The sequence below is a fragment of the Alphaproteobacteria bacterium genome (genome assembly GCA_041396705.1).
GTDB lineage: Bacteria > Pseudomonadota > Alphaproteobacteria > CALKHQ01 > CALKHQ01 > CALKHQ01.
Genome location: JAWKYB010000015.1, coordinates 1 through 26,934, shown reverse-complemented (window position 1 = coordinate 26,934; position 26,934 = coordinate 1). Strand labels below are relative to the sequence as shown.

Annotated in this window: 25 protein-coding genes, 1 pseudogene and 1 riboswitch; of the genes and pseudogenes, 15 read left to right on the top strand and 11 right to left on the bottom strand. The window is 69.4% G+C overall.

What is annotated here, in order from left to right; genetic code table 11:
* Positions 1-8: 8 nt before the first annotated feature.
* From narJ to R3F55_19935, 5 genes and pseudogenes are all read right to left on the bottom strand, one after another.
* On the bottom strand, positions 9-713 hold the full coding sequence (narJ, locus tag R3F55_19955; GenBank protein MEZ5669669.1) for a nitrate reductase molybdenum cofactor assembly chaperone: 705 nt from the start codon (positions 711-713) through the stop codon (positions 9-11).
* Positions 713-2,239 (bottom strand): nitrate reductase subunit beta, encoded by a 1,527-nt coding sequence (narH, locus tag R3F55_19950; GenBank protein ID MEZ5669668.1) that lies wholly within the window; start codon positions 2,237-2,239, stop codon positions 713-715. The genes narJ and narH overlap by 1 nt, the downstream gene beginning before the upstream one ends.
* Positions 2,236-5,982 (bottom strand): nitrate reductase subunit alpha, encoded by a 3,747-nt coding sequence (locus R3F55_19945; GenBank protein MEZ5669667.1) that lies wholly within the window; start codon positions 5,980-5,982, stop codon positions 2,236-2,238. The genes narH and R3F55_19945 overlap by 4 nt, the downstream gene beginning before the upstream one ends.
* Positions 5,983-6,004: 22 nt before the next feature.
* A pseudogene (locus R3F55_19940) lies at positions 6,005-7,360 on the bottom strand (NarK family nitrate/nitrite MFS transporter).
* Positions 7,361-7,466: 106 nt separating this feature from the next.
* Positions 7,467-8,861, bottom strand: coding sequence for a nitrate/nitrite transporter (locus tag R3F55_19935; protein ID MEZ5669666.1), 1,395 nt, complete (start codon positions 8,859-8,861; stop codon positions 7,467-7,469).
* A 251-nt stretch (positions 8,862-9,112) separates the two neighbouring features.
* Between R3F55_19935 and R3F55_19930 the strand changes: the two genes are divergently transcribed.
* Positions 9,113-9,811, top strand: a complete 699-nt coding sequence (locus R3F55_19930) for a cyclic nucleotide-binding domain-containing protein (protein ID MEZ5669665.1) — start codon at positions 9,113-9,115, stop codon at positions 9,809-9,811.
* A 7-nt stretch (positions 9,812-9,818) separates the two neighbouring features.
* On the opposite strand, the gene R3F55_19925 is transcribed toward R3F55_19930, so the two are convergent.
* Positions 9,819-10,508 (bottom strand): Crp/Fnr family transcriptional regulator, encoded by a 690-nt coding sequence (locus tag R3F55_19925; protein MEZ5669664.1) that lies wholly within the window; start codon positions 10,506-10,508, stop codon positions 9,819-9,821.
* A 174-nt stretch (positions 10,509-10,682) separates the two neighbouring features.
* On the opposite strand from R3F55_19925, the gene R3F55_19920 reads away from it, so the two are divergent.
* The 3 genes from R3F55_19920 (at position 10,683) to R3F55_19910 (ending at position 13,320) form a co-directional block, all read left to right on the top strand.
* A complete protein-coding gene (locus tag R3F55_19920; protein ID MEZ5669663.1) occupies positions 10,683-11,759 on the top strand; it encodes a trifunctional transcriptional activator/DNA repair protein Ada/methylated-DNA--[protein]-cysteine S-methyltransferase in 1,077 nt (358 codons plus the stop codon).
* On the top strand, positions 11,756-12,511 hold the full coding sequence (locus tag R3F55_19915; protein MEZ5669662.1) for an isocitrate lyase/phosphoenolpyruvate mutase family protein: 756 nt from the start codon (positions 11,756-11,758) through the stop codon (positions 12,509-12,511). Before R3F55_19920 ends, R3F55_19915 begins: the two co-directional genes overlap by 4 nt.
* A gap of 122 nt (positions 12,512-12,633) precedes the next feature.
* Positions 12,634-13,320, top strand: a complete 687-nt coding sequence (locus R3F55_19910) for a calcium-binding protein (protein MEZ5669661.1) — start codon at positions 12,634-12,636, stop codon at positions 13,318-13,320.
* Positions 13,321-13,359: 39 nt separating this feature from the next.
* On the opposite strand, the gene R3F55_19905 is transcribed toward R3F55_19910, so the two are convergent.
* The 3 genes from R3F55_19905 to R3F55_19895 all read right to left on the bottom strand — a co-directional run bounded on the left by R3F55_19905 (position 13,360) and on the right by R3F55_19895 (position 15,890).
* On the bottom strand, positions 13,360-13,884 hold the full coding sequence (locus R3F55_19905) for an OsmC family protein (protein ID MEZ5669660.1): 525 nt from the start codon (positions 13,882-13,884) through the stop codon (positions 13,360-13,362).
* Between the two features lie 123 nt (positions 13,885-14,007).
* A riboswitch (SAM riboswitch) is annotated at positions 14,008-14,084 on the bottom strand.
* A gap of 51 nt (positions 14,085-14,135) precedes the next feature.
* Entirely contained in the window at positions 14,136-14,849 is a 714-nt protein-coding gene (locus tag R3F55_19900) for an SDR family NAD(P)-dependent oxidoreductase (protein ID MEZ5669659.1), read from the bottom strand.
* Between the two features lie 45 nt (positions 14,850-14,894).
* Positions 14,895-15,890: a CmcJ/NvfI family oxidoreductase gene (locus R3F55_19895; protein MEZ5669658.1), complete on the bottom strand. Its 996-nt coding sequence runs from the start codon at positions 15,888-15,890 to the stop codon at positions 14,895-14,897.
* Between the two features lie 233 nt (positions 15,891-16,123).
* Between R3F55_19895 and R3F55_19890 the strand changes: the two genes are divergently transcribed.
* The 6 genes from R3F55_19890 to R3F55_19865 all read left to right on the top strand — a co-directional run bounded on the left by R3F55_19890 (position 16,124) and on the right by R3F55_19865 (position 20,408).
* Positions 16,124-16,759, top strand: coding sequence for a glutathione S-transferase family protein (locus R3F55_19890; protein ID MEZ5669657.1), 636 nt, complete (start codon positions 16,124-16,126; stop codon positions 16,757-16,759).
* 122 nt (positions 16,760-16,881) lie between these two features.
* Positions 16,882-17,277, top strand: coding sequence for a carboxymuconolactone decarboxylase family protein (locus R3F55_19885; GenBank protein MEZ5669656.1), 396 nt, complete (start codon positions 16,882-16,884; stop codon positions 17,275-17,277).
* Positions 17,270-18,160, top strand: coding sequence for an NAD(P)-dependent oxidoreductase (locus tag R3F55_19880; protein ID MEZ5669655.1), 891 nt, complete (start codon positions 17,270-17,272; stop codon positions 18,158-18,160). The genes R3F55_19885 and R3F55_19880 overlap by 8 nt, the downstream gene beginning before the upstream one ends.
* Before the next feature lie 166 nt (positions 18,161-18,326).
* Positions 18,327-19,448, top strand: a complete 1,122-nt coding sequence (locus tag R3F55_19875; protein MEZ5669654.1) for a putative sugar O-methyltransferase — start codon at positions 18,327-18,329, stop codon at positions 19,446-19,448.
* Positions 19,449-19,573: 125 nt separating this feature from the next.
* Positions 19,574-20,008 carry a MarR family transcriptional regulator gene (locus tag R3F55_19870; protein MEZ5669653.1) on the top strand — a complete coding sequence of 145 codons (435 nt, stop codon included), beginning with the start codon at positions 19,574-19,576 and terminating at the stop codon, positions 20,006-20,008.
* Positions 20,001-20,408 (top strand): DUF2000 family protein, encoded by a 408-nt coding sequence (locus tag R3F55_19865; protein MEZ5669652.1) that lies wholly within the window; start codon positions 20,001-20,003, stop codon positions 20,406-20,408. Before R3F55_19870 ends, R3F55_19865 begins: the two co-directional genes overlap by 8 nt.
* Positions 20,409-20,462: 54 nt before the next feature.
* On the opposite strand, the gene R3F55_19860 is transcribed toward R3F55_19865, so the two are convergent.
* A complete protein-coding gene (locus R3F55_19860) occupies positions 20,463-21,614 on the bottom strand; it encodes a Gfo/Idh/MocA family oxidoreductase (protein ID MEZ5669651.1) in 1,152 nt (383 codons plus the stop codon).
* Between the two features lie 64 nt (positions 21,615-21,678).
* Between R3F55_19860 and R3F55_19855 the strand changes: the two genes are divergently transcribed.
* From R3F55_19855 to R3F55_19845, 3 genes are all read left to right on the top strand, one after another.
* Positions 21,679-22,239 carry a hypothetical protein gene (locus R3F55_19855; protein MEZ5669650.1) on the top strand — a complete coding sequence of 187 codons (561 nt, stop codon included), beginning with the start codon at positions 21,679-21,681 and terminating at the stop codon, positions 22,237-22,239.
* 58 nt (positions 22,240-22,297) lie between these two features.
* Positions 22,298-23,281 (top strand): DUF1775 domain-containing protein, encoded by a 984-nt coding sequence (locus R3F55_19850; GenBank protein ID MEZ5669649.1) that lies wholly within the window; start codon positions 22,298-22,300, stop codon positions 23,279-23,281.
* Between the two features lie 72 nt (positions 23,282-23,353).
* Complete coding sequence (locus R3F55_19845; GenBank protein MEZ5669648.1) at positions 23,354-24,580, top strand: amidohydrolase family protein; 1,227 nt, start codon at positions 23,354-23,356, stop codon at positions 24,578-24,580.
* On the opposite strand, the gene R3F55_19840 is transcribed toward R3F55_19845, so the two are convergent.
* Positions 24,565-25,545 carry an AraC family transcriptional regulator gene (locus tag R3F55_19840; protein MEZ5669647.1) on the bottom strand — a complete coding sequence of 327 codons (981 nt, stop codon included), beginning with the start codon at positions 25,543-25,545 and terminating at the stop codon, positions 24,565-24,567. The two genes, R3F55_19845 and R3F55_19840, sit on opposite strands and share 16 nt — an antisense overlap.
* A 138-nt stretch (positions 25,546-25,683) precedes the next feature.
* Here R3F55_19840 and R3F55_19835 point away from each other — a divergent pair, with 138 nt between their 5' ends.
* Together R3F55_19835 and R3F55_19830 are read left to right on the top strand one after the other, a co-directional pair.
* Positions 25,684-26,064 carry a rhodanese-like domain-containing protein gene (locus R3F55_19835; protein ID MEZ5669646.1) on the top strand — a complete coding sequence of 127 codons (381 nt, stop codon included), beginning with the start codon at positions 25,684-25,686 and terminating at the stop codon, positions 26,062-26,064.
* Between the two features lie 148 nt (positions 26,065-26,212).
* Positions 26,213-26,866, top strand: coding sequence for an SOS response-associated peptidase family protein (locus R3F55_19830; GenBank protein ID MEZ5669645.1), 654 nt, complete (start codon positions 26,213-26,215; stop codon positions 26,864-26,866).
* Positions 26,867-26,934: the final 68 nt, after the last annotated feature.

The window sequence follows — 26,934 nt, the reverse complement described above, 5'->3', positions numbered from 1 at the left end:
CCGTCTCCTCAGGCCGCATCGCCGTGCGGCGCCGCGTCCATGCGCGCCAGCACCGCGCGTGCCGCGGGGCACGCGCCGTCGGGCGCCGCCGACCCGGCTGCGCCGGGGCCGAACGTGACCGCTTCCTCCTCCCAGGCGCGGTCGAGCGCGCCGAGGTCGTCGGGGTCCTCGTCGGGTGCGGTGGCCTGTTCGTCCGTCGGGCCGGCGGAAGCGCCGGCCAGCGCCGACAGCGTCTCGAACACCACTGCATAGGCGGTGCCGCGCTTGCGATGGCGCTGGAACAGCGCCGCCAGCACGTGGCCGGTCTCGGCCAGCAGCGCCCGCGCCTCGCCGGGCGGCAGGGTCGAGAGGAACTCAAGGAACAGCGGCAGGTAGTCCGGCAGTTCCCTGGCCTCGATCGCCAGCCCGTGGCTGCGATAGAGCTCGGCCAGGTCGACCATCGCCTGGCCGCGGTCGCGGCCTTCGCCGTGAACATGCTCGAACAGATGCAGCGACAGGCTGCGCGAGCGGTCGAACAGCGCCACATAGCGCTCCTGCGCGTCGAACGGATCGCCGCGCCCGAGGTCGTCGACCAGCGCCGTCAGCCCGGCCTTCAGCCGTGCCGGGATGGCCGAGTCGCCGGCCACCGCGCGGCGCAGCACCGGCGCCGCGGCGACCAGGTCCTCGCCCGGATAGCTCAGCAGCAGCGAGAGCAGCTTGTAGGCCTGTCCCATCAGAACACCTCCGTCGGGGTCTGCACCGTCTTGCGCTTGCGGCCGCCAAACAGGCTGGGCGCGCTGGTTCCCTCCGAGCAGCCGTTGCCGAAGCTGAAACCGCAGGAGCCGCGCAGGTCGTAGGCGTCTTCGCCGACTTCCCGGTGCGTGGTCGGGATGACGAAGCGGTCCTCGTAGTTGGCGATGGCCATCACGTGGTACATCCGCTCGATCGCCTCTGGGGTCAGGCCGACCCGCTCGGCGATGATCTCGTCGATCACGCCGTCGATGGTCTTCGAGCGCATGTAGCCGCGCATCGCCAGCATCCGCTCCAGCCCGCGGACGATCGGCTCCTCCTTGCCCGCCGTCAGCAGGTTGGCGAGGTAGCGGACCGGAATGCGCAGCGACCGCACGTCGGGCAGCTCGCCGTCGACGCCGATCCGGCCGGCCTCCGCCGCCGACTGGATCGGCGACAGCGGCGGCACGTACCAGACCATGGGCAGGGTGCGGTATTCCGGGTGCAGCGGGAAGGCGACCTTCCAGTCCATCGCCATCCGGTAGACCGGCGACCTGCGCGCCGCATCGAGCCAGGCCTCCGGTACGCCGTCGGCCCTCGCCTGGGCGATCACCGCCGGGTCGTCCGGGTTCAGGAACAGGTCGAGCTGGGCCTGGTACAGGTCCTTGGGGTCGGCCGCCGACGCCGCCGCCTCGATGCGGTCGGCGTCATAGAGCAGCACGCCGAGATAACGGATGCGCCCGACGCAGGTTTCCGAGCAGACGGTCGGCTGCCCGGCCTCGATGCGCGGGTAGCAGAAGATGCACTTCTCCGACTTCCCGCTCGACCAGTTGTAATAGATTTTTTTGTACGGGCAGCCGGACACGCACATCCGCCAGCCGCGGCATTTCTCCTGGTCGATCAGGACGATGCCGTCGTCCTCGCGCTTGTAGATCGCCCCGGACGGGCAGGCGGCGACGCAGGTCGGGTTCAGGCAGTGCTCGCACAGCCTGGGCAGGTACATCATGAAGGTGTTCTCGAACTGGCCGTAGATTTCCTTCTCGATGCCCTCGAAGTTGGCGTCTTTCGACCGCTTGGCGAACTCGCCGCCGAGGATCTCCTCCCAGTTCGGACCCCACTTGATCTTCTCGATGCGCTCGCCGTCGATCAGCGAGCGCGGACGGGCCGTCGGCGTCGCCTCCAGCTCCGGCGCGTTCTGCAGATGCTCGTAGTCGAAGGTGAACGGCTCGTAGTAGTCGTCGATCTCCGGCAGGTCGGGGTTGGCGAAGATCTTCGCCAGGATCCGCCATTTCGGGCCCATCTTCGGCCGGATGCGGCCGTTGCCGGTGCGCACCCAGCCGCCGTTCCAGCGCGCCTGGTTCTCCCATTCCTTGGGATAGCCGATGCCGGGCTTGGTCTCGACGTTGTTGAACCACGCGTATTCCATGCCCTCGCGGTTGGTCCACACGTTCTTGCAGGTGACCGAGCAGGTATGGCAGCCGATGCACTTGTCGAGGTTCAGCACCATGCCGATCTGAGCACGGATTTTCATTCCGCGGCCTCCATTGCCTGGGCGGCCGGCCGCTCGAGCCAGTCGACCTTGTCCATCTTGCGCACGATGACGAACTCGTCGCGGTTCGACCCGACGGTGCCGTAGTAGTTGAAGCCGTAGGACTGCTGGGCGTAGCCGCCGATCATGTGGGTCGGCTTGACGATCGCGCGGGTCACCGAGTTGTGGATGCCGCCGCGGTTGCCGGTGGTCTCCGCGCCCGGGGTGTTAATGATCTTCTCCTGGGCGTGGTACATGAAGATCGTTCCCTCCTTCATCCGTTGGGAGACGACCGCCCGCGCCGTCAGCGCGCCGTTGACGTTGTAGGCCTCGACCCAGTCGTTGTCCTCGATGCCGGCCTTGGCCGCGTCGACCTCGGAGATCCAGACCACCGGGCCGCCGCGGTTCAGCGTCAGCATCATCAGGTTGTCGGTGTAGGTGGAGTGGATGCCCCACTTCTGGTGCGGGGTGATGAAGTTCAGCACCACCTGCTTGCGGCCGCCGCCCTTGGCGTCGATCACCGGCTTGACCGTCTTCAGGTCGACCGGCGGGCGATAGACGCAGAAGCCCTCGCCGAACGCCCGCATCCACAGGTGATCCTGGTACAGCTGCTGGCGGCCCGTCAGAGTCCGCCAGGGGATCAGCTCGTGGACGTTGGTGTAGCCGGCGTTGTAGCAGACCTTCTCGGATTCCAGCCCCGACCAGGTCGGGGACGAGATGATCTTGCGCGGCTGTGCGACCACGTCGCGGAAGCGGATCTTCTCGTCCTCCTTCGGCACCGCCAGGTGGCTGTGGTCGCGGCCGGTGTTCTTCGACAGCGCCTGCCACGCCTTGACCGCGACCTCGCCGTTGGTCTCCGGCGCCAGCATCAGGATCACCTCGCTGGCGTCGATGTCGGTCTCGATCCGCGCCATGCCCTTGGTCGGCCCGTCCTCGGCGACGGTGCCGTTCAACGCCTTCAGGTTCTCGACCTCGTGCGCGGTGTCCCAGCTGATGCCCTTGCCGCCGTTGCCGAGCTTGTCAAGCAACGGCCCGAGCGCGGTGAAACGCTTGTACAGATTGGGATAGTCGCGCTCGACCACCGCGATCTGCGGCATGGTCTTGCCGGGGAGCGGGTCGGTCTCGCCCCGCTTCCAGTCCTTCACGTCCAGCGCCTGCGCGATCTCCGCCGGCGTGTCGTGCAGGATCGGCACCAGCACCACGTCCTTCTCGACGCCCAGCACCTCGGGGGCGACATCGGAGAACGCCTTGGCGATGCCCTTGTAGATGTCCCAGTCCGACTTGCACTCCCACACCGGGTCCACCGCGCCGGTCAGCGGGTGGATGAACGGGTGCATGTCGGAGGTGTTGAGGTCGTTCTTCTCGTACCAGGTGGCGGTGGGCAGGACGATGTCGGAGTAGACGCAGGTGGTCGACATCCGGAAGTCGAGCGTGACCAGCAGGTCGAGCTTGCCTTCGGGCGCAGCATCGTGCCAGGCCGCCTCCAGCGGCTTGGCGCCGCCCTCCTCGCCGAGGTCCCTGTTCATCACGCCATGCTTGGTGCCGAGCAGGTGCTTGAGGAAGTACTCGTGGCCCTTGCCCGACGAGCCGAGCAGGTTCGAGCGCCAGACGAACAGGTTGCGCGGCCAGTTGGCCGGGTCGTCCGGATCCTCGCAGGACATCTGCAGCGCGCCGCTCTTCAGCGCCTCGACCACATAGTCCTTCGGCTCCTTGCCCGCCTTCTCGGCCGCCTTGGCCACCTCCAAGGGGTTGGTCTTCAGCTGCGGCGCCGACGGCAGCCAGCCCATCCGCTCGGCGCGGATGTTGTAGTCGATCAGCGCGCCGTCCCACGGGCCGTCCGGCGCGGTCGGCGACAGGATCTCGTCGACGCCCAGGCTTTCGTAGCGCCACTGGTCGGTATGCGCATACCAGAACGAGGTCGAGTTCATCTGCCGCGGCGGCCGGCCCCAGTCCAGGCCGAAGGCCAGCGGCAGCCAGCCGGTCTGCGGCCTGAGCTTCTCCTGCCCGACATAGTGGCACCAGCCGCCGCCGGACTGGCCGACGCAGCCGCACATCACCAGGAGATTGATGATCCCCCGGTAGTTCATGTCCATGTGGTACCAGTGGTTCAGGCCGGCGCCGAGGATGACCATCGACTTGCCGTGGGTCTTCTCGGCGTTGCGGGCGAACTCGCGGGCGACCGCAACGATCTGCGCCGCCGGAACGCCGGTGATCGCCTCGGCCCAGGCCGGGGTGTAGGGTTCGTTCTGCGCATAGTCCTTGGCGACGTGTTCGCCGCCCAGCCCGCGATCGACGCCGTAGTTGGCGACGAACAGGTCGAACACGGTGGCGACCAGCGCATCGCCGTCCTTCAGCGCCACCGCCTTGACCGGCACGTTGCGGATCAGCACGGACGGATGGTCGGTGCCCTTGAAGTGATCGTGCTCGCGGTTGCCGAAATAGGGGAAGCCGACCGCGACCACGTCGTCGTGGTCCTCCTCCATCACCAGGGTCAGCCGCAGGTCGGTGTCCTTGCCCTTGGCGTCCTTGGCCTCGAGGTTCCACTTGCCCTGCTCGCCCCAGCGGAAGCCGACCGAGCCGGTCGGCACCACGACCTCGCCCGTCGTGCGGTCGACGGCGACGGTCTTCCACTCGGGGTTGTTCTTCTGGCCCAGATTGGCCTTGAAGTCCGAGGCGCGGACCAACCGGTCCGGCACGTAGCGGCCGTCGCGTTCGACCAACCGGACCAGCATCGGCATGTCGGTGTAGCGCCGGGCATAGTCCTCGAAATACTCGGCCTGGCGGTCGATGTGGAACTCGCGCAGGATGACGTGGCCCAACGCCATCGCCAGTGCGCTGTCGGTGCCCTGCTTCGGGTGCAGCCACAGGTCCGAGAACTTCGCCGCCTCGGAGTAGTCGGGGCTGATCACCACCGACTTGGCACCCTTGTAGCGGACCTCGGTGTAGAAATGAGCGTCGGGCGTGCGCGTCTGCGGCACGTTCGAGCCCCACAGGATCAGGAAGCCGGAGTTGTACCAGTCGGCGCTCTCCGGCACGTCGGTCTGCTCGCCCCAGGTCTGCGGGCTGGCGGGTGGCAGGTCGCAGTACCAGTCGTAGAACGACATGCACACGCCGCCCATCAGCGACAGGTAGCGCGAGCCGGCCGCATAGGAGACCATCGACATGGCGGGGATCGGCGAGAAGCCGATCACACGGTCAGGGCCGTAGGTCTTCGCCGTGTAGGCGTTGGCGGCGGCGATGAGCTCGTTGACCTCGTCCCACTTCGCCCGCACGAAGCCGCCGAGGCCGCGCTTTGCGGTATAGGCGACGCGCTTCGTCGGGTCCTCGACGATCGAGGCCCACGCCGCCACCGGCGCCAGCGTCCTGCGCGCGTCCCGCCACAGCCGCAGCAGCCGGGCCCGGACCAGCGGGTACTTCACCCGGTTGCCCGAGTAGAGGTACCAGCTGTAACTGGCGCCGCGCGAGCAGCCGCGCGGCTCGTGGTTGGGCAGGTCGGGCCGGGTCCGCGGATAGTCGGTCTGCTGCGTCTCCCAGGTGACGATCCCGCCCTTGACGTAGATCTTCCACGAGCAGGAGCCGGTGCAGTTGGCGCCGTGGGTCGAGCGCACGATCTTGTCGTGCTGCCAGCGGCGGCGATAGCCCTCCTCCCAGCTGCGGTCCTCGTTGGTGGTCACGCCGTGACCGTCGGCGAATTCCCCCACGTTCTTGCGGGCGAAGAAGTTCAGGCGGTCGAGCAATTGGCTCATTGCGAGGCTCCCCGGTCCGCGATCAGCAGGGCACCGGCGCGTTGCGCCGCGTATAGAAGGCCCAGGTCATGACGACGCAGATGGCGTAGAAGGCCATGAAGAACACCAGCGCCCATTCCGGCCCGCCGCTCAGCGTGATCGAGGTGCCGTAGGCCTTCGGGATGAAGAAGGCGCCGTAGGCCGCGATCGCCGAGGTGAAGGCGATGATGGCGGCGGACTCGCGCTCGGCCTGGCGCAGGAACTGGGTCTCGTCCAGGCCGGGCATCAGCCGCTTCACCTCCTGGCGCATGATCGTCGGGATCATCTGGAAGGTGGATGCGTTGCCGACGCCGGTGGCGAAGAACAGCACCATGAAGCAGGCGAAGAAGCCCCAGAACGCGCCGCCGCTTTCCTTGATGTCGAGGAAGAACAGCACGCCGCCGACCGCGACGATCATCACCAGGAAGGTCCAGAAGGTGACCCGGCCGCCGCCGAACTTGTCGGAGACCCAGCCGGTCGCGGCCCGCGACAGTGCGCCGATCAGCGGCCCGAGGAAGACGAACTGCAGCGAGTCGACGTCGGGGAACTGGGTCTTGGCGAGCAGCGGGAAACCGGCGGAGTAGCCGATGAACGAGCCGAAGGTGCCGGTGTACAGCACGCACATGATCCAGTTGTGCTTGCGCTTGAAGATCACCGATTGCTCGCGGAACGAGGCCTTGGCGCTGGCGATGTCGTCCATGCCGAACCAGGCGGCCAGCGCGCTGAGCACCAGGAACGGCACCCAGATGAAGCCGGCGTTCTGCAGCCACAGCTGGCCGCCGCCGTCGACCGCCTGCGGCTCGCCGCCGATGGCGCCGAACACGCCGGCGGTGATCACCAGCGGCACCACGAACTGCATCACGCTGACGCCAGCATTGCCGAGGCCGGCGTTGAGCGCCAGCGCGTTGCCCTTGCGCTTCTTCGGATAGAAGAAATTGATGTTGGCCATCGACGAGGCGAAGTTGCCGCCGCCGAAGCCGCACAGCAGGGCGAGGGCGAGGAACAGGATGTAGGGCGTCTCAGGATCCTGCACCGCGAAGCCGATGCCCAGCGCCGGCAGCAGCAGCGAGGCGGTCGACAGCGTCGTCCACAGCCGCCCGCCGAAGATCGGCACCATGAACGAGTAGAAGATTCTGAGAGTGGCGCCGGACAGGCCGGGCAGGGCGGCCAGCCAGAACAGTTGGTCGGTGCTGTAGGTGAAGCCGATGGTCGGCAGCTTGGCCACCACCACGCTCCACACCATCCACACCGAGAAGGCGAGCAGCAGGCAGGGGATCGAGATCCACAGGTTCTTGCTGGCGATCCGCCGGCCGCCGCCCTCCCAGAACGATGGTTCGTCCGGGCGCCAGTCGGTCAGCAGGTGTCCTCTTCTGCCGCCGTCGGATGTCTGTACCGTTGTCATGTGCGTCGGTCTCCATTGCGGCGGGGCGCGCATGGCGGGCGCGCCCCGCGGGGATGGTGTCGATCTACTGTGCTGGCCGCAGTCGCCGATCGGCCGCCGGACCAGACGCGCGCTGCCGGTCGGTGGAACCCAGGGCGCCCTCGTGCTCCGGCCCGTGCAGCTCGATCAGCTCTGGCAGTTCGGGCAGAGCGCCGAGGGCTTCGGCGGCCGCCCGGCGCTCCATCCGGCGGATGGCCAGATGCATCCACGCCAGCGCCACGGCGACCAGGGCGAACAGCAGCATGAAGCAGCTTGTCCACACGCCGATGGCGTCGTTCATGATCCCGAAGCAGATCGGCAGCACGAAGCCGCCGAGCCCGCCGATCATGCCGACCAGGCCGCCGACGGCGCCGACATTGTCGGGGTAGTAGACCGGGATGTGCTTGTAGACCGCGGCCTTGCCCAGGCTCATGAAAAAGCCGAGCAACACGGTCAGCACCACGAACACCGGCAGGCTGATGGTGATGTTGAAGGCGATCGGGCCTTCGATGCCCTGCACCACATAGTCTGTGGCCGGGTAGCTGAGGAAGAAGCAGATCACCACCGAGGCGATGAAGGTCCAGTACATCACCGCGCGGGCGCCGAACCGGTCGGACAGGAAGCCGCCCAGTGCGCGGAACACGCTGCCGGGCAGGGCGTAGGCGGCGGCGAGCATGCCGGCCGTCTTGATGTCCAGCCCGTAGACGCCGACGTAATAGCGCGGCAGCCACAGCGCCAGCGCGACGAAGGCGCCGAACACGAAGAAGTAGTAGAGCGCGAACCGCCAGACCTGCAGCCGCTTCAGCGGCGTCAGCTGCATGAACGCCGATTTCGGCCGCGTGCCGGCCGCCTTGCGCTTGGCCGTGGTCGGATCGTCCTTGGTCAGCAGGAAGAACAGCACCGCCGTCGCCAGCAGCACCGCTGCATAGACCTGGGCCGTGCCTTCCCAGCCGATCGCGACCAGCAGGAACGGCGCACCGAAGTTGGTCACCGCCGAGCCGACGTTGCCCATGCCGAATATGCCGAGCGCGGTGCCCTGGTGCGCGCGGTCGTACCAGCGCGAGACGTAGGCGATGCCGACCGCGAACGAGCCGCCGGCGAGGCCGACGCCGAGTGCCGCGACCAGGAACATCTCGTAGGTCTCGACCGTCGACAGCAGGTAGACGGCGATCGATGTCACCGCCATCAGCAGCGAATAGACGATCCGGCCGCCATATTGGTCGGTCCAGATGCCGAGGAAAATGCGGCTCAGCGAGCCGGTGAGGATCGGCGTCGCCACCAGGATGCCGAACTCGGTGTCGTTCAGCTGCAGGTCGTTTTTGATCCTGACGCCGATGATCGAGAAGATCGTCCACACGGCGAAGCAGACGGTGAAGGCCAAGGTGCTCGTCGCCAGCGCATTGCGCTGCTGGCCTGGGGTGACGCCGTCCAGTTGTTGCATCGATCCTGTCCCAAAACGCGATGTTGCCGCCGTCCGAACGGACGGTTCTTGGATGCGGGAACAAGATGACGCCAGGGCATCGGCCGGCGGGCTTGACCAAAGTCAAGAGTTCGGCCGCAGTGGAGCAAAATAATCAATCGGCCCAAGGGCTTCGGCGTGCCGCTTGATCGATGTCCGGTCGCGGCTTGGGGTGGCGGCAATTCCACGATTGATATATGTCAAGCGTTGGCTTGCGCCGGGAGAGGCAGAGCGTGCGGGACGAGGATCTGAGAAGCGTCAGGGGGCTGCGGCTGTTCGCCGACATGGCCGACGCGCACTTCGCCGACCTGATGCGGGTGGCCTATCTGCAGTCGTTCCCGCCGCAGGTTCAGCTGATCGCGGAGGGCGAGCCGGCGGACTTCCTGCACGTGGTCGTCGCCGGCGCGGTCGAGCTGTTCGCCTGCGCCAACAACCGCGAGACGACGATGGCGACGGTGCGCCCGGTCTCCACCTTCATCCTCGCCGCCGTGCTGAAGGACGCCGCCTACCTGATGTCGGCGCGGACGCTGGAGAAATCGCGCGTCCTGCTGATCCCGTCCGACAATATCCGCGCGGTCATGGACGTGGACCCGGCGTTCAACCGCGCGATCATCGTCGAACTGGCCTCGTGCTACCGCGCGGTGGTCAAGGCGCAGAAGGACCTGAAGCTGCGCACCGGGGTCGAGCGTCTGGCCAACTATCTCCTGCGCCATCATGCCGCCCAGGGCGGCAACGGCACGGTGGCGCTGCAGATCGAGAAGCGGGTGCTGGCCGGCCAGCTCGGCATGACGCCGGAAAACCTGTCGCGTGCGTTCGGCACGCTGAAGCCCTATGGGGTCGAAGTCGACGGCGCCCAGATCACCTTGACGGCGCTCGCCGACCTGGAGGGCCTGGCCAAGCCGAACCCGCTGATCGACGACCCCAGCATCTGAGGCGGGGTCAGTCCGTTTCCGTCGCGAAGCTCTGCAGGCCGGCGACGTCGGCGATGCGCACGCTGTCGCCGTCGATCCGTACGCCCAGCCCGCGCAGCCGGTTGAAGGCGCGCGACAGGCTTTCCGGTTTCATGCCGACCTTGGCGGCGATCAGGGCCTTGTCGTAGGGCAGGGCGACGGTCTGGTCGCCGGTGCCGTCGCACAGCGACAACAGGAAGCCGGCGACGCGCTGGGCGCCCCCGCTGACCTTGAGCTGTTCCAGTTCCCCGATCAGCAGATGCAGCTTCTGCGACAGCGACGCCAGCATGGCCAGCGCTGCCTCCGGTCGTTCGCGCACCAGCCGCATCAGCGCCGCGGCCGGCACCCGTACCACCCGTGCGTCGGTCGCCGCCTCGGCGGTGGTCGGATAGCCGGCCGCGCGGAACACGGCGGCCTCGGCGAAGCTCTGGCCGCGGGTGAACACCGCCATCACCGCTTCGGCGCCGCCCTGGGTGGTCCGGTAGATCTTGATCCAGCCGTCGATCACGACCCAAATGTGCTCCGCTGGAGCGCCCTGCAGGAACAGCACCTCGCCACGCCGGACGAACCGCTCGCTGCTCGCTGCCGCCAGCGCCGCGAATGCGCCCTCCGGCAGGCCCCGCAGCAGCGGGGTCTGACCGAGAATCGAAAAGGCGGTCGCGGAGAGGGCCTGGGTCAATGTGCCGGTCCATGGCAGTCGGGACGTGGCTTGACAGTAGCCGACGCGGTCGCCGGCGCAACCGCCGGGCCTAGTCGGCCGAACGGGCGCCGACCTTGCTGCGTTGCCGGGCGGCGCGGAATAGGTGTCGGATTTCCGGCGGCGGTCGCTCCGCCGTCGCGCTAGGAATGGCGCATGTCGCTGCCCATGCCCGACGACGACGCGCTCTACGGGGCGCTGCTCGACCGCGACCCGTCTTTCGACGGGCACGTCTTCGTCTGCGTGCGCACGACCGGCGTGTTCTGCCGGCTGACCTGCCCGGCGCGCAAACCGAAGCGCTCCAATGTCGCGTTCCGCACCGCGGTGGCGGATTGCCTGGCGGAAGGATACCGCCCCTGCCTGCGCTGCCGGCCGCTGCAGTCGATGAGCGGCGGCGACCCCCTGGTCCGGGACCTGCTGGCGCGTCTCGACCGGGATCCGCAATCGGTCTGGAGCGAGGACCGGCTGCGTGCGCTCGGCTGCGAGCCGTCGACCGTGCGGCGCCGGTTCCGCCGCCTCTATGGAACGAGCTTCCTGGAGATGGCCCGGATGCGCCGGCTGGCTCGCGCGGCCGGACAGCTTGCCGCCGGCGCGCGGGTCATCGATGCGCAACTCGACGTCGGCAACGAATCGGGCAGCGGGTTCCGCGACGCGGTTACGCGGATGCTCGGCGACGCGCCGGCACGGCTGCGCGGCCGCGGGCTGCTTTGGGCCGCATGGCACGACACGCCCCTCGGCCCGATGCTCTCGATCGCGGACGAGCAGTCCCTGCATCTGCTCGAATTCGTCGATCGCCCGAATCTCGCAGCGCAGCTCGATCGGATCAGCCGGCAGACCGGCGCGACGCCAGTACAGGCATCGAATGCCATTTCCGAAGGCGTCGCGGCGTGGCTGCGGGGCTATTTCGCCGACGGCGCCGGGCCGGGCGCGCTGCCCCTGGCCACGTCCGGCACGCCGTTCCAGCGCGCCGTATGGCAGGCCCTCGCCGGTATTCCGCCGGGGACGACCGAGACCTATGCCGGCCTGGCCGAGCGGGTCGGCCGGCCGCACGCGGTCCGCGCCTGCGCCGCCGCCAACGGCGCCAACAGGATCGCGATCGCCATTCCCTGCCATCGTGTCGTTGCGTCGAACGGCGCACTGACCGGCTATGGCGGCGGGCTGTGGCGCAAGCGTTGGCTGATCGATCACGAAGCCGCGGCCGGACGGCAGCGCCTTGAGGAGGAAACGTCATGAACCAGGCCGAAAAGGCCCGCGCATTCGCGGCCCTGCATCGCAAGGGCCAGCCGCTGCTGCTCTACAATGTCTGGGACGCCGGCACGGCCAAGGCCGTTGCCGACGCCGGTGCGAAGGCGATCGCCACCGGCAGCTGGTCGGTCGCCGCCGCGCACGGCTATCCCGACGGCGAGGCAATTCCGTTGGATCTCGCGCTGCGCATCGTCGCGCGAATCGCGGCAACCGTCGACCTACCGCTCACCGTCGACTTCGAGGGCGGCTACGCGGTCGAGCCCGAGCGGCTGGCGGCGAACGCCGACCGATTGCTCGCGACCGGGGCGATCGGCGTCAACTTCGAGGATCGGGTGGTCGGCGGCAGCGGTCTCCACCCCGTCGACCTGCAGACCAGGCGCATCGCCGCGCTGCGTCGCGCCGCCGACGAACGCGGCGTGCCGCTGTTCGTCAACGCCCGCACCGACCTGTTCCTCGGCGAGCCGGATGCCTCGCGTCATGCCGCGCTGATGGACGAGGCGATGGAGCGGGCCGCCGCCTATGCCGAGGCGGGTGCCGACGGCTTCTTCGTGCCGGCCCTGGTCGAGGAATCGCTCATTGCCCGGGTTACCGAGGCGAGCCGGCTGCCGGTGAACGTGATGATGCGGCCCGGGCTGCCGCCGCTCGACCGCCTCGGCCGGCTCGGCGTCGCCCGGGTCAGCTGGGGCCCGGCGCCCTATCGCGAGGCGATGGAGCGCATCCGGGCCGCAGCAGTGGTGTGAGGGCGACGGCCGCGGCGGGCCGTGTGTGCCGTCGCGGTTCCGCAAGGCGCCGTATTTGACCTCGCGGGGGGCGCGGCGCGTAGGCGAATGCTGTTCGTGCAGTGCGATGAACCGGACCCTCGGTGTTCGGCGACTACAGCAATACACGCAATCAGCTATCGGAGGATGCCATGCAGCGCTCCTATTCCGACGTTTCGATCCTCGACTCACGTGCCAAGCTTAACCCCGGTTTCGTGGTGCGGGACTGGTGGACCAATGTGATCAACGGAACCGAGGGAGGCGATTTCATCGGCGGCAGCGATCGAGCCGATGTCATCTACGGCAAGGGCGGGGCCGATACGTTGTCCGGCAACGGCGAGGACGACGTCATCTACGGCGGCGACGGCGACGACTACATCTACGGCGACTACAATGACGTATCGCAAATGAATGAATTTCCCAACTTCGGCAATCCCGGCGACGACGTCCTTTTCGGCGGTGCCGGTAACGACATCCTGGAAGGCGGCCCGGGCAACGACAAGCTGTACGGCGGTGACGGTGACGATTCCTGCTCGGCGGGCTCGGCGCCAACGAGATGTGGGGCGGCGCCGGTGCCGACAAGTTCCACACCATCGCGCAACTGGGCAATATCGTCGATGGAACGCCGGACATCATCCACGATTTCGAATTCGTGGATCAGGTCTTCGGCACCGCTTATGCGGTCGTCGGCGGCAACACGCTGGTGTTCGATTCAGCCTGGCACGTGCTGTTCGTGCTCGAGAATTACGACGCCGACGTCAACGGCATCACACTGTTCACGTAACCGGTAGTGGGCGGCAGCGGGATCGCGCGCCGCCGCCCTTTGTGGCTCACTCGGCCGCGACGGCGGGCTGGGCCAGCTCGAGGTCCAGCTTCACCGGCACCGGGTTGCTGATGATGTCCAGCACCGGGCAGTGGGCGTTGACCACGTCGCGCAACTGGGCAAGTGCCTCCGGGCTGGCGCCGGACTCGATCCGGACGGTGCCGCGGATGGCCTGGTAGCCGGGCCTCACGTCGTCCTTCACCGCAAAGAAGCCGCGCAGGTCGAGATCGCCCTCGAGCTTGACCGAGACGGAATCGAGCGGGATGCCCAGCGCGGTGGCGTAAGCCTTGTAGGTGATCTCCTGGCAGGTGCCGAGCGCGGCGAGGATGAGCTCGACCGGATTCGGGCCGGCGTCGGTGCCGCCGAGCTGCTGCGGCTCGTCCACCGTCAGCCGGTGGTCGCGCAACCGCACCTCGGACCGCAGGCCGTCCTTGAGCAGCGATACGGATTCGAACCGCGCCTGGGCCTTGGCAGGCTCGGCACGGAAGGCGTCCTGGGTTTCCCCGATCAGTTGGCGCAGGTCGTCGCTCATCCCTCGTCTCCTCTTTAGCGCGGCGGGCGCGCGCGCCGGCCGGGCAAGCTGGAAGTCAAAGCGCCGGACGTTGGGTTGCGACGGGTGCCCGAGGCACGACAAAAAACCGCCGCAGCCTTCGCCGGGCGGTTGGTCCCAACGCTTTAGCTGCATTTGTAAAGCGCCCGCAAGCTGCTGCTCAAATCGGCGCTGAGTTAACGGTAGGATGCACGCACGCGCTTGTCAAACCGGATCGGCGGGAACTCTGCGGTCTACATCGTCACGTCGTCGCGGCAGTTGATCACCAGCTCGGCGATCGAAGCGGTGTTGGACAGGCCGATCAGCATCGTCACCACCGCCGCGATGTCGCCCGGTTCCATCATCCGGTCATGCGGGAAGGTTGCCACGTCGGCGGTCATGTCGGTGGCGACGAAACCGGGGCACAGTGCGGTGCAGCGCACGCCGTCGTCCCAGCCGGCCCGCCGGGTGGCGTGCGACAGCGCCACGGCGGCGAACTTGCTCATCGCATAGCCGGCGTTGTTGTTGTAGACGGCCTTGCCGGCGATCGAGCAGACGTTGACGATGCGCCCGGCGCCGCTCTTGCGCAGGTGCGGCAGCGCGGTGCGTATCATCGACAGCGGTCCCTTGACGTTGACCGCCCACATCCGGTCCAGCTCCTCGTCGCGCTCGTCCTCGACGGTGACGCGCACGGCAATGCCGGCATTGTTGACCAGCCCGTCGATCCGCCCGAACCGGGACACCGTGTCGGCGACCCACTGCCGGTGGCTTTCCCGATCCTCGGCGTCGTAGTGCGCGGCGAGCACCCGGTCGGCCGGCCAACCCGCGGTCACCGCATCGAGCGACGCCGGATCGCGCGCGCCAAGGCTCAGCGAATAGCCGGCAGCATGCAGCGCTTCGGCCACGGCGCGGCCGATGCCGCGGTTGGCGCCGGAGATCATCACCACGCGTCCGTCGGGTGCGAGCATGCGGCCTGCCTTTCCGTCGCTGTTGCAATGGCCCGAAACGGCCGCTCAGTCGTACAGCACCGCGCAGCGCACCTCGATGCTCCAGCGGTCCGGCGCGTCCGGCGGCGTGGTCGGGTCCTCGAACGCGCTGTGGAAGCTGAAGGTGCACGGCCGGCCGCTGCCGGCCGCGTCGCCCTGCGCACCCTTGCTGCGCGCCAGCTCGCCGTCGGAATCCCACTGCTTGATCAGCAGCGCCTCGTCGCGGGTCAGGCCGGGGTAGAGATACCAGCGGTGCCGGTCGGCGTGCTTGGCGAAGTAGTTCTCGCCGATGCGGTCCTGGTAATGGATCTCGAACACCACCAGGTCCTCGGGCTGCACGCTGGCCGCGTCGCACAGGGCGAGCGGATTGGTCGCGACCGGCTCGGCGGCGATGTTGCGCCACAGGTTGATGATGGCGAAGCGGCCGCCGTCGAGCGCCCGCGCGACGGCGTCCTTGTCCAGCAGCGCCTCGCCCTCGCGCAACACCGTGCGCAGCGTGTCGTTGGCGCCCGACGGCCGGGTCAGGTCGCGCAGCCGCTGCGGTGCGCTGGTCAGGGTGTAGTCGCCGTGCACCACATGGGCCGGACCCTGGACCTGCTGGCCGCCGGCGATGCGCCGCTTGCTGTTCTTGCCGACCGCCGAGCGCACGTTGTGGTCGAACGCCGCCACCAGGCTGGCGCCGCTCGCCTCGCGCACGATCTCGGCGCAATGCGGGTAGTAGTCGCGCACGACCGCTTCGTGATCGAAGAAATCCAGGCCGGGGTCGGGCAGGAGGCTCGGCAGCATGTGAAAGCCCGCGTCGGCCAACGTCGGGCGCGCACCGGCGGCAAGGGCGCGCGCGTCGTGCACCGGCATCTGCCGGCTTTCCAGGTCGACGCCCTCCCACGTGGCGTCGCTGCCGTCGCGGTCGCGGCGGGTCAGCACCTTGCCGTTGCGATACAGCGAATGCGCCACCGTCGGCTTCAGATACTTGAACGACCCCGTCCGTACCGCCTCGGTTGCCGTTGTCGCTGCCAGTCCCATGGCGTCCGTCCCGATTCCCGCATGTGCATGCCGTGGCGACCGCGCCGGCGGCGCCACTTCTCGCATCAATTATGGGTGCGATACGCGGCGGGTCCAGCGCGATGATCGAAACGATCCGCTGTGCTAGAGTCCGGGCGCAAAACACACAGCGGAACCGCAAGGATCTGCTGTGAAAACAGGCCTTTGCGACGTCTCATCGCACGTCGCGCGGGCGAAAACAGGAGGAGATGCCCGTGGACGTCTATGCCGATCCGATCACCGTCAACTGCCGCAAGGTCATCGCCGGCCTGAAGCTGATGGGTGCCGACTACACGCTGCACAAGGTCGACTATTTCGCCGGCGAGCAGAAGAGCGACGCCTTCCGCGCCATCAACCCGAACGCCGCATTGCCGGCCTTCAGGGACGGCGACCTCGTGCTGTGGGAATCAAACGCGATCCTGCAGTATGCCGCCGACAAGCTCGGCCGCGCCGACGCCTATCCGACCGCCCTGGCCGCCCGCGCCGACGTCAATCGCTGGCTGCTGTGGGAGGCCGGGTCGTGGTTCCCGTCCTGTTACGTCTATCTGGTCGAGAACTGCGTGAAGCCGTTGCTGGGCGGCGCGCCCGACCCGGCCGTGCTCGCCAGTGAGGCCGACAACTTCCACAAGCTGGCCGGCATTCTGGACGATCGGCTGCGCGGCGGCGGCTGGCTGTGCGGCGCCGGACCGACCATCGCCGACATCGCCGTTGCGGCACCGATGCACTTGCATGAATGGCAGCGGCTGCCGCTCGATCGCCATCCGAACCTTGCCCGCTGGATGATCGAGAAGGTCGAGACCCTGCCCTGCTGGCAGGCCACCCGCGTGATCGAGGGCTTCAAGCTGGCCTGACGGGCAGGGCGGCGTTTCGGTCGCGCAGCCGGCCCGGCCTGCCCGGGTCGGTCCGCTCTCCCGCCCCGGCCGCCCGGCGGGTACACTCGCTCCGTGGTCAGTACGAACGCAGGGAGGGCGACATGGCGGAACGACAACAGAGATCGGAACGGTTCGAGCGCGGACTGAAGACCCGCCGCGCGGTGCTCGGCGACGCCTATGTCGACCGCGCGCTGGACAACGCGACCGACTTCTCCTGGCCGGTGCAGGAGCTGACCACGGAGTGGTGCTGGGACGCGACCTGGAACCGGGAGGGACTCGACCGGCGCAGCCGCTCGATCCTCAACCTCGGCATGATCGCCGCGTTGAACCGGCCGCACGAGTTCAAGGCCCATGTCCGCGGCGCGCTGAACAACGGCATCACCGTGCCGGAGCTGCAGGAGATCTGCATCCAGATCGGCACCTATTGCGGCGTGCCGGCGGCGATGGAGGCGTTCCGGCTGGCGGGCGAGGTGGTGAAGGAGATGGGCCTTGGCTGAGCCCGCCCGCCCTGCGGTCGGCTTCGTCGGCCTCGGCCGGATGGGCCTGCCGATGGCCGGGCGCCTGGTCGCCGCGGGCTTCGACGTGCGCGGCGCCGATCTTGCCGAATCCCGCCGAGCCGCCTTCGCCGGAGCGGGCGGCGCCGCCTTCGCCGACCCGCGCGCGGCCGCCGAAGGGACGGCGGTCCTTGTCACCATGCTGCCGGACGCCGGCGTCGTCGCCGACGCGCTGGTCGGGACCGGTGCCGCCGCCGATGCGCTTGCCGCCGGAGCGCTGGTCGTCGACATGAGCTCGTCGGCGCCGCTGCGCACGCGCGCGCTCGGCGACCGGCTTGCCGGCCGCGGCATCGCGCTGATCGACGCACCCGTGTCCGGCGGGGTGCCGCGCGCGGTCGACGGCACGCTGGCGATCATGGCCGGCGGCGAGGCGCGCGACATCGACAGGGCACAGCCCCTGTTCGACTGCATGGGCACGGTGTTCCGCACCGGTCCGCTTGGCTCGGGCCACGCGATGAAGGCGCTGAACAACTACGTCTCCGCCGCAGGTCTGGTCGCCGCCTGCGAGGCGCTCCGTGTCGCCCGCGCCTTTGGGCTCGAGCCGGAGACGGCGGTCGACGTGCTCAACAGCTCCACCGGCCGCAACAACTCCACGGAACGAAAGCTCAAGCCCTTCGTCCTGCCGCGGAACTATGCGTCCGGCTTCTCGATGGCGCTGATGGCCAAGGACATCCGCACCGCGGCCGATCTGGCCGCCAGCCTCGGCCTCGCCCTCGACGACATCGAGCGCGCCGCCGCGCTGTGGGAGCAGGCGTCGCGCAGCCTCGGCCCCGACGCCGACCACACCGCCATCGACCGCTATCTCGCCGGATGGGAGCCGCAGTGACCGGTCCGGATGGTGCGGCCTCCGGGTCGTGGCACTGCGGAGGCGGCCGGCATCGCGCTTGCCAAACGCAGGTCCGGCCGGGAACATGCGCATCGGCGACCGCTTGCGCTGACTCGCCGAGCCCTTCCGACGGATGCCGCGCGGCCGCGTCGGCACGATCCCGAACATGACAGGCGACAGTCCGCTGGCCATGAAACCGCAGCAACATTCGGTCGATGACGACCCGGACTTGCTCGACCTGATGATGCGTGACGCCGAGCGCCAGTCCGGCGTGTGGCAGCCGCAGGCGAAGTGGCGCGACTATGCGCGCCGGATCGACCGCGAGCTCAGGCGGGTCGGCCTGGCCGACTTCCGCTCCAACCAGGACATCCTCAGCGGCTTCACCGAGGGCGGGCTGCCCAGGCCGGCCATGCCGCACGGCCGGTTCAAGCGGCTGATGTGGGACCGGATCGCCACACTGCCCGTCGTGCGCAGGATCGTCGGCGAATACGAGCACCTGCTGCTCGGCCAGCATCGGTCCAAGCTGTCGGCCAACAAGTCGCATGCGCGGATGATGCTGGATCGCATCGCCGACACGGTCGACCACTTCGAGCCGCCCGCCGGCATGGATGCCGGCGGGGGCGACGACACCTTCATCTGGCGCGGCAGGGCCGTCAGCGCCGCCTGGGTGCAGTATGTCAGCCGGGCGGTCGATCTCTACCGCTCGGTTGACCGCAGCGCGGTCGGGTCGATCCTGGAAATCGGCCCCGGGCTCGGGTTCTCCACACTGGCGCACTTCGCGCTGAACCCGGAGCTGCGGCTGGTGGTCAACGTCGACATCCCGCCGGTGCTCTACGTCGCGACCCAGTTCCTCAAGGCGATCCCGGGCCTGACGGTCGTCGACTATCGCCAGACCCGCGATCTCGACCGCATCGACCTGACGCTTCCGCCGGCCCCGGAGCGGCGCGTGTACCAGCTGGCGCCATGGCAGATCGCCCGTCTCGCAGGCGAGGTCGACGTCGGGCTCAATGCCGCCTCCTTTGCCGAGATGAGCCCCGAGGTCTGTGCCAACTATGCCCGCCACGTCTGCGCCGCCGTGCGCCACACGGTGATGCTGCACACCTTCCCGCCGGAGGAGGCCACCGACGACGGGCCGTTGAGCGGCCGCTATCTCGTCGGGTTGTTCGCCGACGCCTTTCCCCGGACGACCGTCCTGGATAGCGGCTGGTGCGACGACTACGTGTTCTACGACACCTACAAGCGCGAAGGCGCCGGCGGCTATGCCGCCGTCCTGCTGCAGCGCGGCTAGACTCAGCGCGCCTGCAACGACCGGGCGGGCCGGCGGTCACGCGGATGCCCGCCATGCCGATTTCCTTGTGGCTAACTCTCTTGTACACGAGTAAATGAAATGCAAGATACCTGGGAGGCGCCGGCGTGGAGCGCGTCGAGGACTGCATCAGCTTTCTGATCGGCAAGGCGGCGCAGCAGGTCGCGCGCCGGGCGCGCGACCTGCTGGCGCCGCACGGCGTGACGCCGGTCCAGTACGCCGTGCTCAAGGTGCTGCCGGTTGCCGGCGGGATCGCAGGGGCGGAGATCGGTGTGCGGCTGGTGCTTGACAGCGCCAGCGTGACCGGCGTCATCGACCGGCTCGAGGCCGCAGGCCTGATCGAGCGGCGCTTCGATCCGAACGACCGCCGCATCCGGCTGATTGCGGCGACGCCGCGGGCGCGGAACCTTCTGCCCGAACTGGATGCGCAGATGGATCGGCTGAACGGCGAGGCCGGCGCGGCCATCGGCGAGGGAGCGGAGGCGTTCCTGCGGACGTTGCGGCGGCTGGGGAGCGAACGGCATTGGGGCGGGGATGTTTGACACCAAGATCGCCATCGTCGTTCGCGACGACCTGCTGGTCTGGCAGAAGCTGAACGTCACCGCATTCCTGACCAGCGGCGTGCTCGGCGGCGACAGCAGCCTGCTGGGCGAACGCTACGAGGACGCCAGCGGCGTGACTTACAGCCCCTTGATCGTCCAGCCGATGATCGTGCTGACCACCGACGGCGCCGGCCTTGCCAAGATCCACCGCCGCGCGCTCGAGCGCGGCGCGGAACTGGCGATCTATATCGAGGACATGTTCGCAACCGGCCACGACGCAGCCAACCGGGCGGCCGTGCGGCAACATCCGACGGACGCGCTCAACCTCGTCGGCCTCGCCCTGCGCGAGGACCGCAAGGTCGTCGACAAGATCACCAAGGGCGCGCGGATGCACGACTAGGGGCCATGCCTCGTTGCTGCCTGCGGCGTTGATGCGGGGCAGCAGGCGCGAGCGCTACATCGGCTGGATCGTCTGCGGGTCGACCCAGGCGCCGCGCAGTTCCGCGGACCTGACGGCGGCGTGGACCAGGCGGACGGCATCGATGCCGTCCTGCACGGGCGGGAAGCCGAGCGCCGGCCCGTCGACCGCCTCGCCCCTGGCCTGGCGGATCGCCCGATGCAGGCCCTTGTATATGTTGGCGAAAGCGCCGACGAAGCCCTCCGGATGGCCGACGGTGATGCGCGCGCCGGCGTCGGATTCGGGATAGAGGCCGGCGTCGCTGCGCTCCAGGGTGCGGGTCGGCTCGCCGATCGGCGACCAGGTCAGCTGGTTCGGCTGTTCCTGCTGCCAGCGCAGACCGCCCTTGGAGCCGAACACGCGGATGCCGAAGCCGTGGATCTGGCCGGTGGCAACTGCGCTGACCCACAGGCGCCCGACCGCCCCGCCCTCGAGCCGGAACGCGATCAGCGCGTCGTCTTCCAGCCGGCGGTGGGCGACGCAATGGGCGAAGTCCGCGGACAGGCCGGTGACACGCCGGCCGGACAGGAACTGCGCCATCTGGAAGGCGTGGCTGCCGACGTCGGCGACAATGGAGCTGATCCCGGCCTGGGCCGGGTCGTAACGCCAGCGCACCCGCGGATTGTCGGCGTCGTCGCCGGCGGCATGCCAGCCGAAGGCGAACTCGACCACGACGACCCGGAAGTCGCCGAGATCGCCGCGCCGGATCATCTCGCGCGCCTGGATCGCCATCGGGTAGCCGGAATAGCCGAAGTTGACGCCGAGGATCGCGTTGCCGGCGGCGGCGATCCGCCCCAGCTCCTCCGCTTCCTCCACGGTCATGGTCAGCGGCTTCTCGCACAGCACGTTGAAGCCGGCCTCCAGCAGGGCGCGGCTGATCGCGTAGTGGGTGACGTTGGGCGTGGCGACGGTGACCAGGTCCAGCCGCTCGCCGGCGGGCCGCTGCGATTCGGCGGCCAGCAGCTCCTGCCAGGTGCCGTAGGACCGGGCCGGATCGAAGCCGACCTCGATCGCATAGTCGCGGCCGCGTTGCGGGTCGACGTCCAGCGCGGCGGCGGTCGGTACGAACAGGCCGTCCAGCCTCGACGCCATCCGGTGTGCCCCGCCGATCTGGCTGCCCTTGCCGCCCCCGATCAATCCCCAGCGCATGTGGTCTCCCCTTCGCCGCCCCGTGCGGATCTGCGCCGAAGCATATGCCACGATCGGCAGGCGGATGCAGCAGGCTCCGATCGGGCGAAGGCACGTGCCGGCGGGCGGACCTACTGTCGCAGGTCGCTCAGCCGGATTGCCGCGCGGGCGGTTCCTGCGGCAGCGTGGCGGCCGCGTGACACGGCGGAGCACGACCTTGGCGGCAACAGGCATGGCGGGAAGGAGACGGCGCGGCCGGCACATCCTCGGCCTTTGCCTCGCGCTGCTGGCATCGCTGCTGCAGGTCGCATCGGTCGGCTATGCGCATGCCAGCGTGCCGGCTGCCGCCGAGGGCCGCACGGCGGTGCTGTGCACGCCCGAGGGCCTGCGAACGGTCGTGCTCGACGGCCAGGGCCGTCCCGCATCCGGCCAGCCGGCACCGGCCGGCCGCACCGCGGCTCACGACTGCCTGTCCTGTTGCCTGCGTCTGCCGGCCGCGGCGGCGCTGTTGCCCGACGCGCCATTCGTGCCCGTGCCCTTGCCGGTGCCGGCGGCATCCGCGCGGCCGGAATCAACGCGACTCGTCGACTCGGCGCCGTGCCGAGTCGGCGCAAGGGATCCCCCGTTCGTCCCGTCGGTTGGCTGAACCGACGCCGCCCGCACAGGGGGGCGTTGCTCGCATTGCGATCGAACGGAGATGGTCCATGTTCTCAATCCAGGGCCGCCTGGCCCTTGGTCTCGGCGCGGCGGTGCTCGCCGGGACCGGACTCGCGCACGCGCATGCCTCGCTGGAGACGACCGAGGCGCCTGCTGGCAGCACCTATCGCGCGGTGCTGCGCATTCCCCATGGCTGCGACGGCGAGGCGACGCACACCGTCCGCGTCGAGTTGCCCGACGGCTTCTATGCGGCCAAGCCGATGCCGAAGGCCGGCTGGACGCTCGACATCACGATCGGGGCTTATGCGCAGCCCTTCGACAACCACGGCGACGCGATGACCGAGGGTCCCCGCGTGCTGACCTGGTCCGGCGGCGACCTGCCCGACGCGTTCTACGACGAGTTCGTCTTCCGTGGGCAGGTCGGCGATCTGCCGGCCGGCACGCGGCTCGCGTTCCCGACCACGCAGCTTTGCGCCAACGGAGAGGTCGCCTGGGTGGAGATTCCGGCAGACGGTGAAGACGCGCATGCCCTCGGCCATCCCGCCCCGCTGTTGACGGTCTCCGAGCCGACCGGCGGCGACCATCCGCACGGCGACCACGGCCCGATGGCGATGGACGGGATGCAGGTCGGCGACCTGACCGTCTCCGGCGCCTTCGCCCGCGCCAGCGTGGTGGCGACCAGCGCCGCCTACCTGTCCATCGCCAACGCCGGCGACGCCGACGACCGGCTGGTCGCCGCCAGCTCGCCGGCCGCCGGGCGGGTCGAGCTGCACACCATGGCGATGAACGACGGCGTCATGCAGATGACACCCCTTGCCGATGGCGTGCCGGTGCCGGCACATGGTGCCGCGACGCTGGCGCCTGGCGGCATGCATGTGATGCTGCTGGACCTGCACGGACCGCTGCAGGAGGGCGGGATGCTGACGCTGACGCTGGTGTTCGAACATGCCGGTACGCTGACCGTCGATGTGCCGATCCTGCGGCCGGGCGCCGGCGTCGAGGACATGGAACGGCACATGCATGGCCAATAGGCCTTGGCCGGGCGCCGTCCGTCGTGGCGCCCGGCATCGAGGCTTGCCGGGCGAGGGAGGCCGGGCCGAGGGATGGACCTGATCCTGCGCAACGCCATTAAGGCGGAAGGCCCGGGCCGGCCGGTCGACATCGGCATTGCCGACGGCCGCATCGCCGCGATCGCGCCCGCGCTGGCGGCGGATGGCGAAAGCCTGGACCTCGGCGGACGGCTGGTGGTCCCCGGGCTGGTCGAGACTCACCTGCACCTCGACAAGTCCTGCATCATGGATCGGGTGGCGGTGCGCGAAGGCACCCTGGCCGAGGCGGTCGCCCAGGTCGCGGCCGCCAAGCGCGGCTTCACCGCCGCCGACGTGGCCGAGCGCGCCGGCCGCACGCTGCGCAAGTGCATCGTCAACGGCACCATGCGCATCCGCACCCATGTCGAGGTCGACCCGGTCATCGGCCTGACCGGCTTTGCCGGCGTGAAGGCCGCTGCCGCCGACCATGGCTGGGCGGTGGATGTCGAGATCTGCGTGTTCCCGCAGGAAGGCCTGCTCAACAACCCGGGCACCGAGGCGCTGATGCGTGCCGCGCTGTCCGACGGCGCCCGCGTGGTCGGCGCCGCGCCCTACACCGACAGCGACCCGCACGGCCAGATCGACCGCGTATTCGCGATCGCCCGCGATTTCGACGCCGACATCGACATGCACCTGGACCTCAGCGCCGACGCCGCGTCGCTGGATGCCGACCATGTCTGCCGTCAGGCCGACGCCCATGGCTGGGGCGGCCGGGTCGCCATCGGTCACGTCACCAAGCTGGCCTTCCTGGAGCCGGAGCGGTTTGCCGCGACGGCGCGGCGGCTGGCCGATGCCGGCGTCGCCGTCACCGTGCTGCCGTCGACCGACCTGTTCCTGATCGGCCGTGAGCGCGACCACGCCATCCCCAGGGGGGTGGCGCCGGCGCACCGGCTGCTCGCCCACGGCGTCAACTGCTCGCTGTCGACCAACAACGTGCTCAACGCCTTCACCCCGTTCGGCGACGCCTCGCTGATCCGCATGGCCAACCTGTTCGCCAATGTGGCCCAGCTGGGCACGCCGGCGGAGATGGCGGAGTGCCTGGCGATGGTCAGCGCCCGCTCGGCCCGGCTGATGAACCTGGGCGACTACGGTGTCGCCGTCGGCGCGCCGGCCGACATCGTGGTGCTGGATGCGTCAGACCCGGCCACCGCGGTGGCGGAACTGGCTCAGCCGCTGTGCGGCTACAAGGCGGGCCGGCGTACCTTCACCCGGCCGATTCCTCAGCTTCACCCGCCGGGCTGAGGGAGGGCCGCCCCGCCCTGCCGCCGCCAGGCGGCGGGCGTCTGGCCGAACTCGCGCTTGAACGCCCGGTGGAAGGCCGATTCCGATTCGTAGCCGACCGCGGCGGCGGCGGCGGCGATGCACAAGCCCTGGTCGGCGATCTGCTTGGCCGCGAGTTGGACGCGCCAGCGCGTCAGATAGCGCATCGGGCTGCAGCCCAGCCGCGCGGTGAAGCGGCCGGCAAGCGCCGACCGCGAGGACGCCACCGCCTGCGCCAGCGTGTCCACGCTCCAGTCGCGTGCGGGATCCTGGTGCAGCAGGTGGAGGGCGCGGGCAACCACCGGGTCGCGCAGTGCAGCCAGCCAGCCCCTGTCGCCGCCCGGTGCGGTCGCGACGTAGTGGCGCAGCACCTCGACGAAGAACAGCTCCGCCATCCGGAAGACCAGCGAGGCGGCGCCGGGCTTCACCGCTTCCGCCTCGCGGACCGTGTATTCCAGCACCGGTGCCAGCCCGGCCTGCGGGCCGCGGTCGGTGGCCCCGATGGCGATCAGGTCCGGCAGTTCGTCCAGCAGCGGGACGCAGGCCGCGTTGGCGATGTCGAGGTAGCCGCAGAGGATCCGTGTGGCGCTCCCGCCACCGCCATGGCTCAGGACCGGGAATCGGGTCCAGGGCGGGGGCGGCAGCAATTCGGTCATCCGCTGGCAGCGGCGGCCTTCGCAATCGGCCAGCAGATGGGCATGTCCCTGCGGCACCAGCAGCACGCCTGGCGCCTCGACCCGCGCGGTCGTGCCGTTGTCCAGCCGGATCCAGCAGCTTCCGCTGGCGACGATGTGGAACACCAGCAGGCGGCGCGCGACAGGCCGGAGCATGCGGCCGACCGAGGCGGTATCCGGGGTGGCCACGCCCCACGGGCTGGAGAACTCGCCGCGCAGAAAGATTGCCGCCGCGATGCGAAGGCTCTGCAGAACGTCGGACAAGAGGTCCATGCCGGTTTCAGCCACTTGTTGGAGCCTGGGGCAGGAGAGCCGGTGCGGCGGGCATGGCACGCCCCCCAATGCGGCCCTATCTGCCGAACGTCGGTGGATACTAGCCGGCAAGTGAATCGTCAGACAGTGAGGATAGTCATGACCAAGTCGATCATGGAGGCCGTTGCCGCGGCGCGGGTTGAGGTGCCGGCGATCGGGGCGCAGGACGCTGCGCGCCTGCACGGCCAGGAGGACGTGCTGTTCGTCGACGTCCGCGATGCCGAAGAGGTGGCGCAGACCGGCAAGATCGCCGGCGCGCTGAACGTCTCGCGCGGGATGCTGGAGTTCCGCGCCGACGCGGCGACGCCCTATCACGACCCGGCGTTCGATCCCGACAAGACCATCATCCTGTACTGTGCGTCCGGTGGGCGTTCGGCGCTGGGCGGCAAGGCGCTGCTGGAGATGGGCTACCGCGACGTGCGCAACCTGGGGGCGTTCAAGGACTGGGCGGATCGAGGCCTGCCGATCGAGGCCCGATAGGCGACCCGACCGCGTCCGCCGATGGCGCGCACCGCCGGCCGGCCGACCCGCCGCGGCCTCCGCACGACCCTTTGCAGCGCTGCCCGCGCGCCTTAGGTTGCGGCGCAGGCCCGGCCTCGGCGCGGGCGGCACCGCAGCGGAGGCGGCCTTGTGCAATCTCTACCGGATCGAGACGTCGCAGCAGGCGATGCGGCGGCTGTTCGGGATCGCCGACGACAGGCTGGGCAACCTGCCGCTGCTCGACGGCGTCTATCCCGACCAGTTGGCGCCGGTCGTGCACGGCGACGGCGACGGTCGCACGGCCGAGATGATGCGGTGGGGCTTTCCGCCGCCGGCATCGGCCAGGCGCCCGGTGACCAATGTGCGCAACCTCGACAGCCCGTTCTGGCGCAGCTGGCTGGCCAGGCCGGCGCAGCGCTGCCTGGTGCCGGCGACCGCCTTCTGCGAATACGAGGGGGAGGTCGGCGCCAAGGCCAAGCGCTGGTTCGCGCTGCGCGAAACCGACGACGACGGCCGCGCCAGGCCCTTTGCCTTCGCCGGCATCTGGCGCGAATGGAGCGGCATGCGCGGCAAGGAGCAGGGGACGCACCGGCTGTTCTCGATCCTGACCACGGAACCGAACGGCGTCGTCGCCCCGATCCATCCCAAGGCGATGCCGGTGCTGCTGGCCGATGCGGCGGCCTTCGAGCGGTGGCTGCAGGCGCCCTGGCCGGAAGCGGCCGCGCTGGCGGCACCGTTCCCGGACGAGCGGATGCGGCTGCTGCCCGACCAGCCGGAGCCGGTGCCGCTGTTCGCCGGCTAGGGCGCGCCCGCCGCCAGAAAGCCGCAGACGGGCCGGCCGAATCTGCCTAATGTCGCGCTGGCCGCCGG

What these genes read in the sequence shown, in the direction of transcription:
- R3F55_19935 (MEZ5669666.1), bottom strand. Translation starts at nt 8,861, where the DNA reads ATGCAACAACTGGACGGCGTCACCCCAGGCCAGCAGCGCAATGCGCTG.
- R3F55_19845 (MEZ5669648.1), top strand. Translation starts at nt 23,354, where the DNA reads ATGGACCTGATCCTGCGCAACGCCATTAAGGCGGAAGGCCCGGGCCGG.
- R3F55_19875 (MEZ5669654.1), top strand. Translation starts at nt 18,327, where the DNA reads ATGACAGGCGACAGTCCGCTGGCCATGAAACCGCAGCAACATTCGGTC.
- R3F55_19840 (MEZ5669647.1), bottom strand. Translation starts at nt 25,545, where the DNA reads ATGGACCTCTTGTCCGACGTTCTGCAGAGCCTTCGCATCGCGGCGGCA.
- narH (MEZ5669668.1), bottom strand. Translation starts at nt 2,239, where the DNA reads ATGAAAATCCGTGCTCAGATCGGCATGGTGCTGAACCTCGACAAGTGC.
- R3F55_19905 (MEZ5669660.1), bottom strand. Translation starts at nt 13,884, where the DNA reads ATGAGCGACGACCTGCGCCAACTGATCGGGGAAACCCAGGACGCCTTC.
- R3F55_19835 (MEZ5669646.1), top strand. Translation starts at nt 25,684, where the DNA reads ATGACCAAGTCGATCATGGAGGCCGTTGCCGCGGCGCGGGTTGAGGTG.
- R3F55_19920 (MEZ5669663.1), top strand. Translation starts at nt 10,683, where the DNA reads ATGTCGCTGCCCATGCCCGACGACGACGCGCTCTACGGGGCGCTGCTC.
- narJ (MEZ5669669.1), bottom strand. Translation starts at nt 713, where the DNA reads ATGGGACAGGCCTACAAGCTGCTCTCGCTGCTGCTGAGCTATCCGGGC.
- R3F55_19885 (MEZ5669656.1), top strand. Translation starts at nt 16,882, where the DNA reads ATGGCGGAACGACAACAGAGATCGGAACGGTTCGAGCGCGGACTGAAG.
- R3F55_19860 (MEZ5669651.1), bottom strand. Translation starts at nt 21,614, where the DNA reads ATGCGCTGGGGATTGATCGGGGGCGGCAAGGGCAGCCAGATCGGCGGG.
- R3F55_19850 (MEZ5669649.1), top strand. Translation starts at nt 22,298, where the DNA reads ATGTTCTCAATCCAGGGCCGCCTGGCCCTTGGTCTCGGCGCGGCGGTG.
- R3F55_19945 (MEZ5669667.1), bottom strand. Translation starts at nt 5,982, where the DNA reads ATGAGCCAATTGCTCGACCGCCTGAACTTCTTCGCCCGCAAGAACGTG.
- R3F55_19900 (MEZ5669659.1), bottom strand. Translation starts at nt 14,849, where the DNA reads ATGCTCGCACCCGACGGACGCGTGGTGATGATCTCCGGCGCCAACCGC.
- R3F55_19895 (MEZ5669658.1), bottom strand. Translation starts at nt 15,890, where the DNA reads ATGGGACTGGCAGCGACAACGGCAACCGAGGCGGTACGGACGGGGTCG.
- R3F55_19915 (MEZ5669662.1), top strand. Translation starts at nt 11,756, where the DNA reads ATGAACCAGGCCGAAAAGGCCCGCGCATTCGCGGCCCTGCATCGCAAG.
- R3F55_19855 (MEZ5669650.1), top strand. Translation starts at nt 21,679, where the DNA reads ATGCAGCAGGCTCCGATCGGGCGAAGGCACGTGCCGGCGGGCGGACCT.
- R3F55_19865 (MEZ5669652.1), top strand. Translation starts at nt 20,001, where the DNA reads ATGTTTGACACCAAGATCGCCATCGTCGTTCGCGACGACCTGCTGGTC.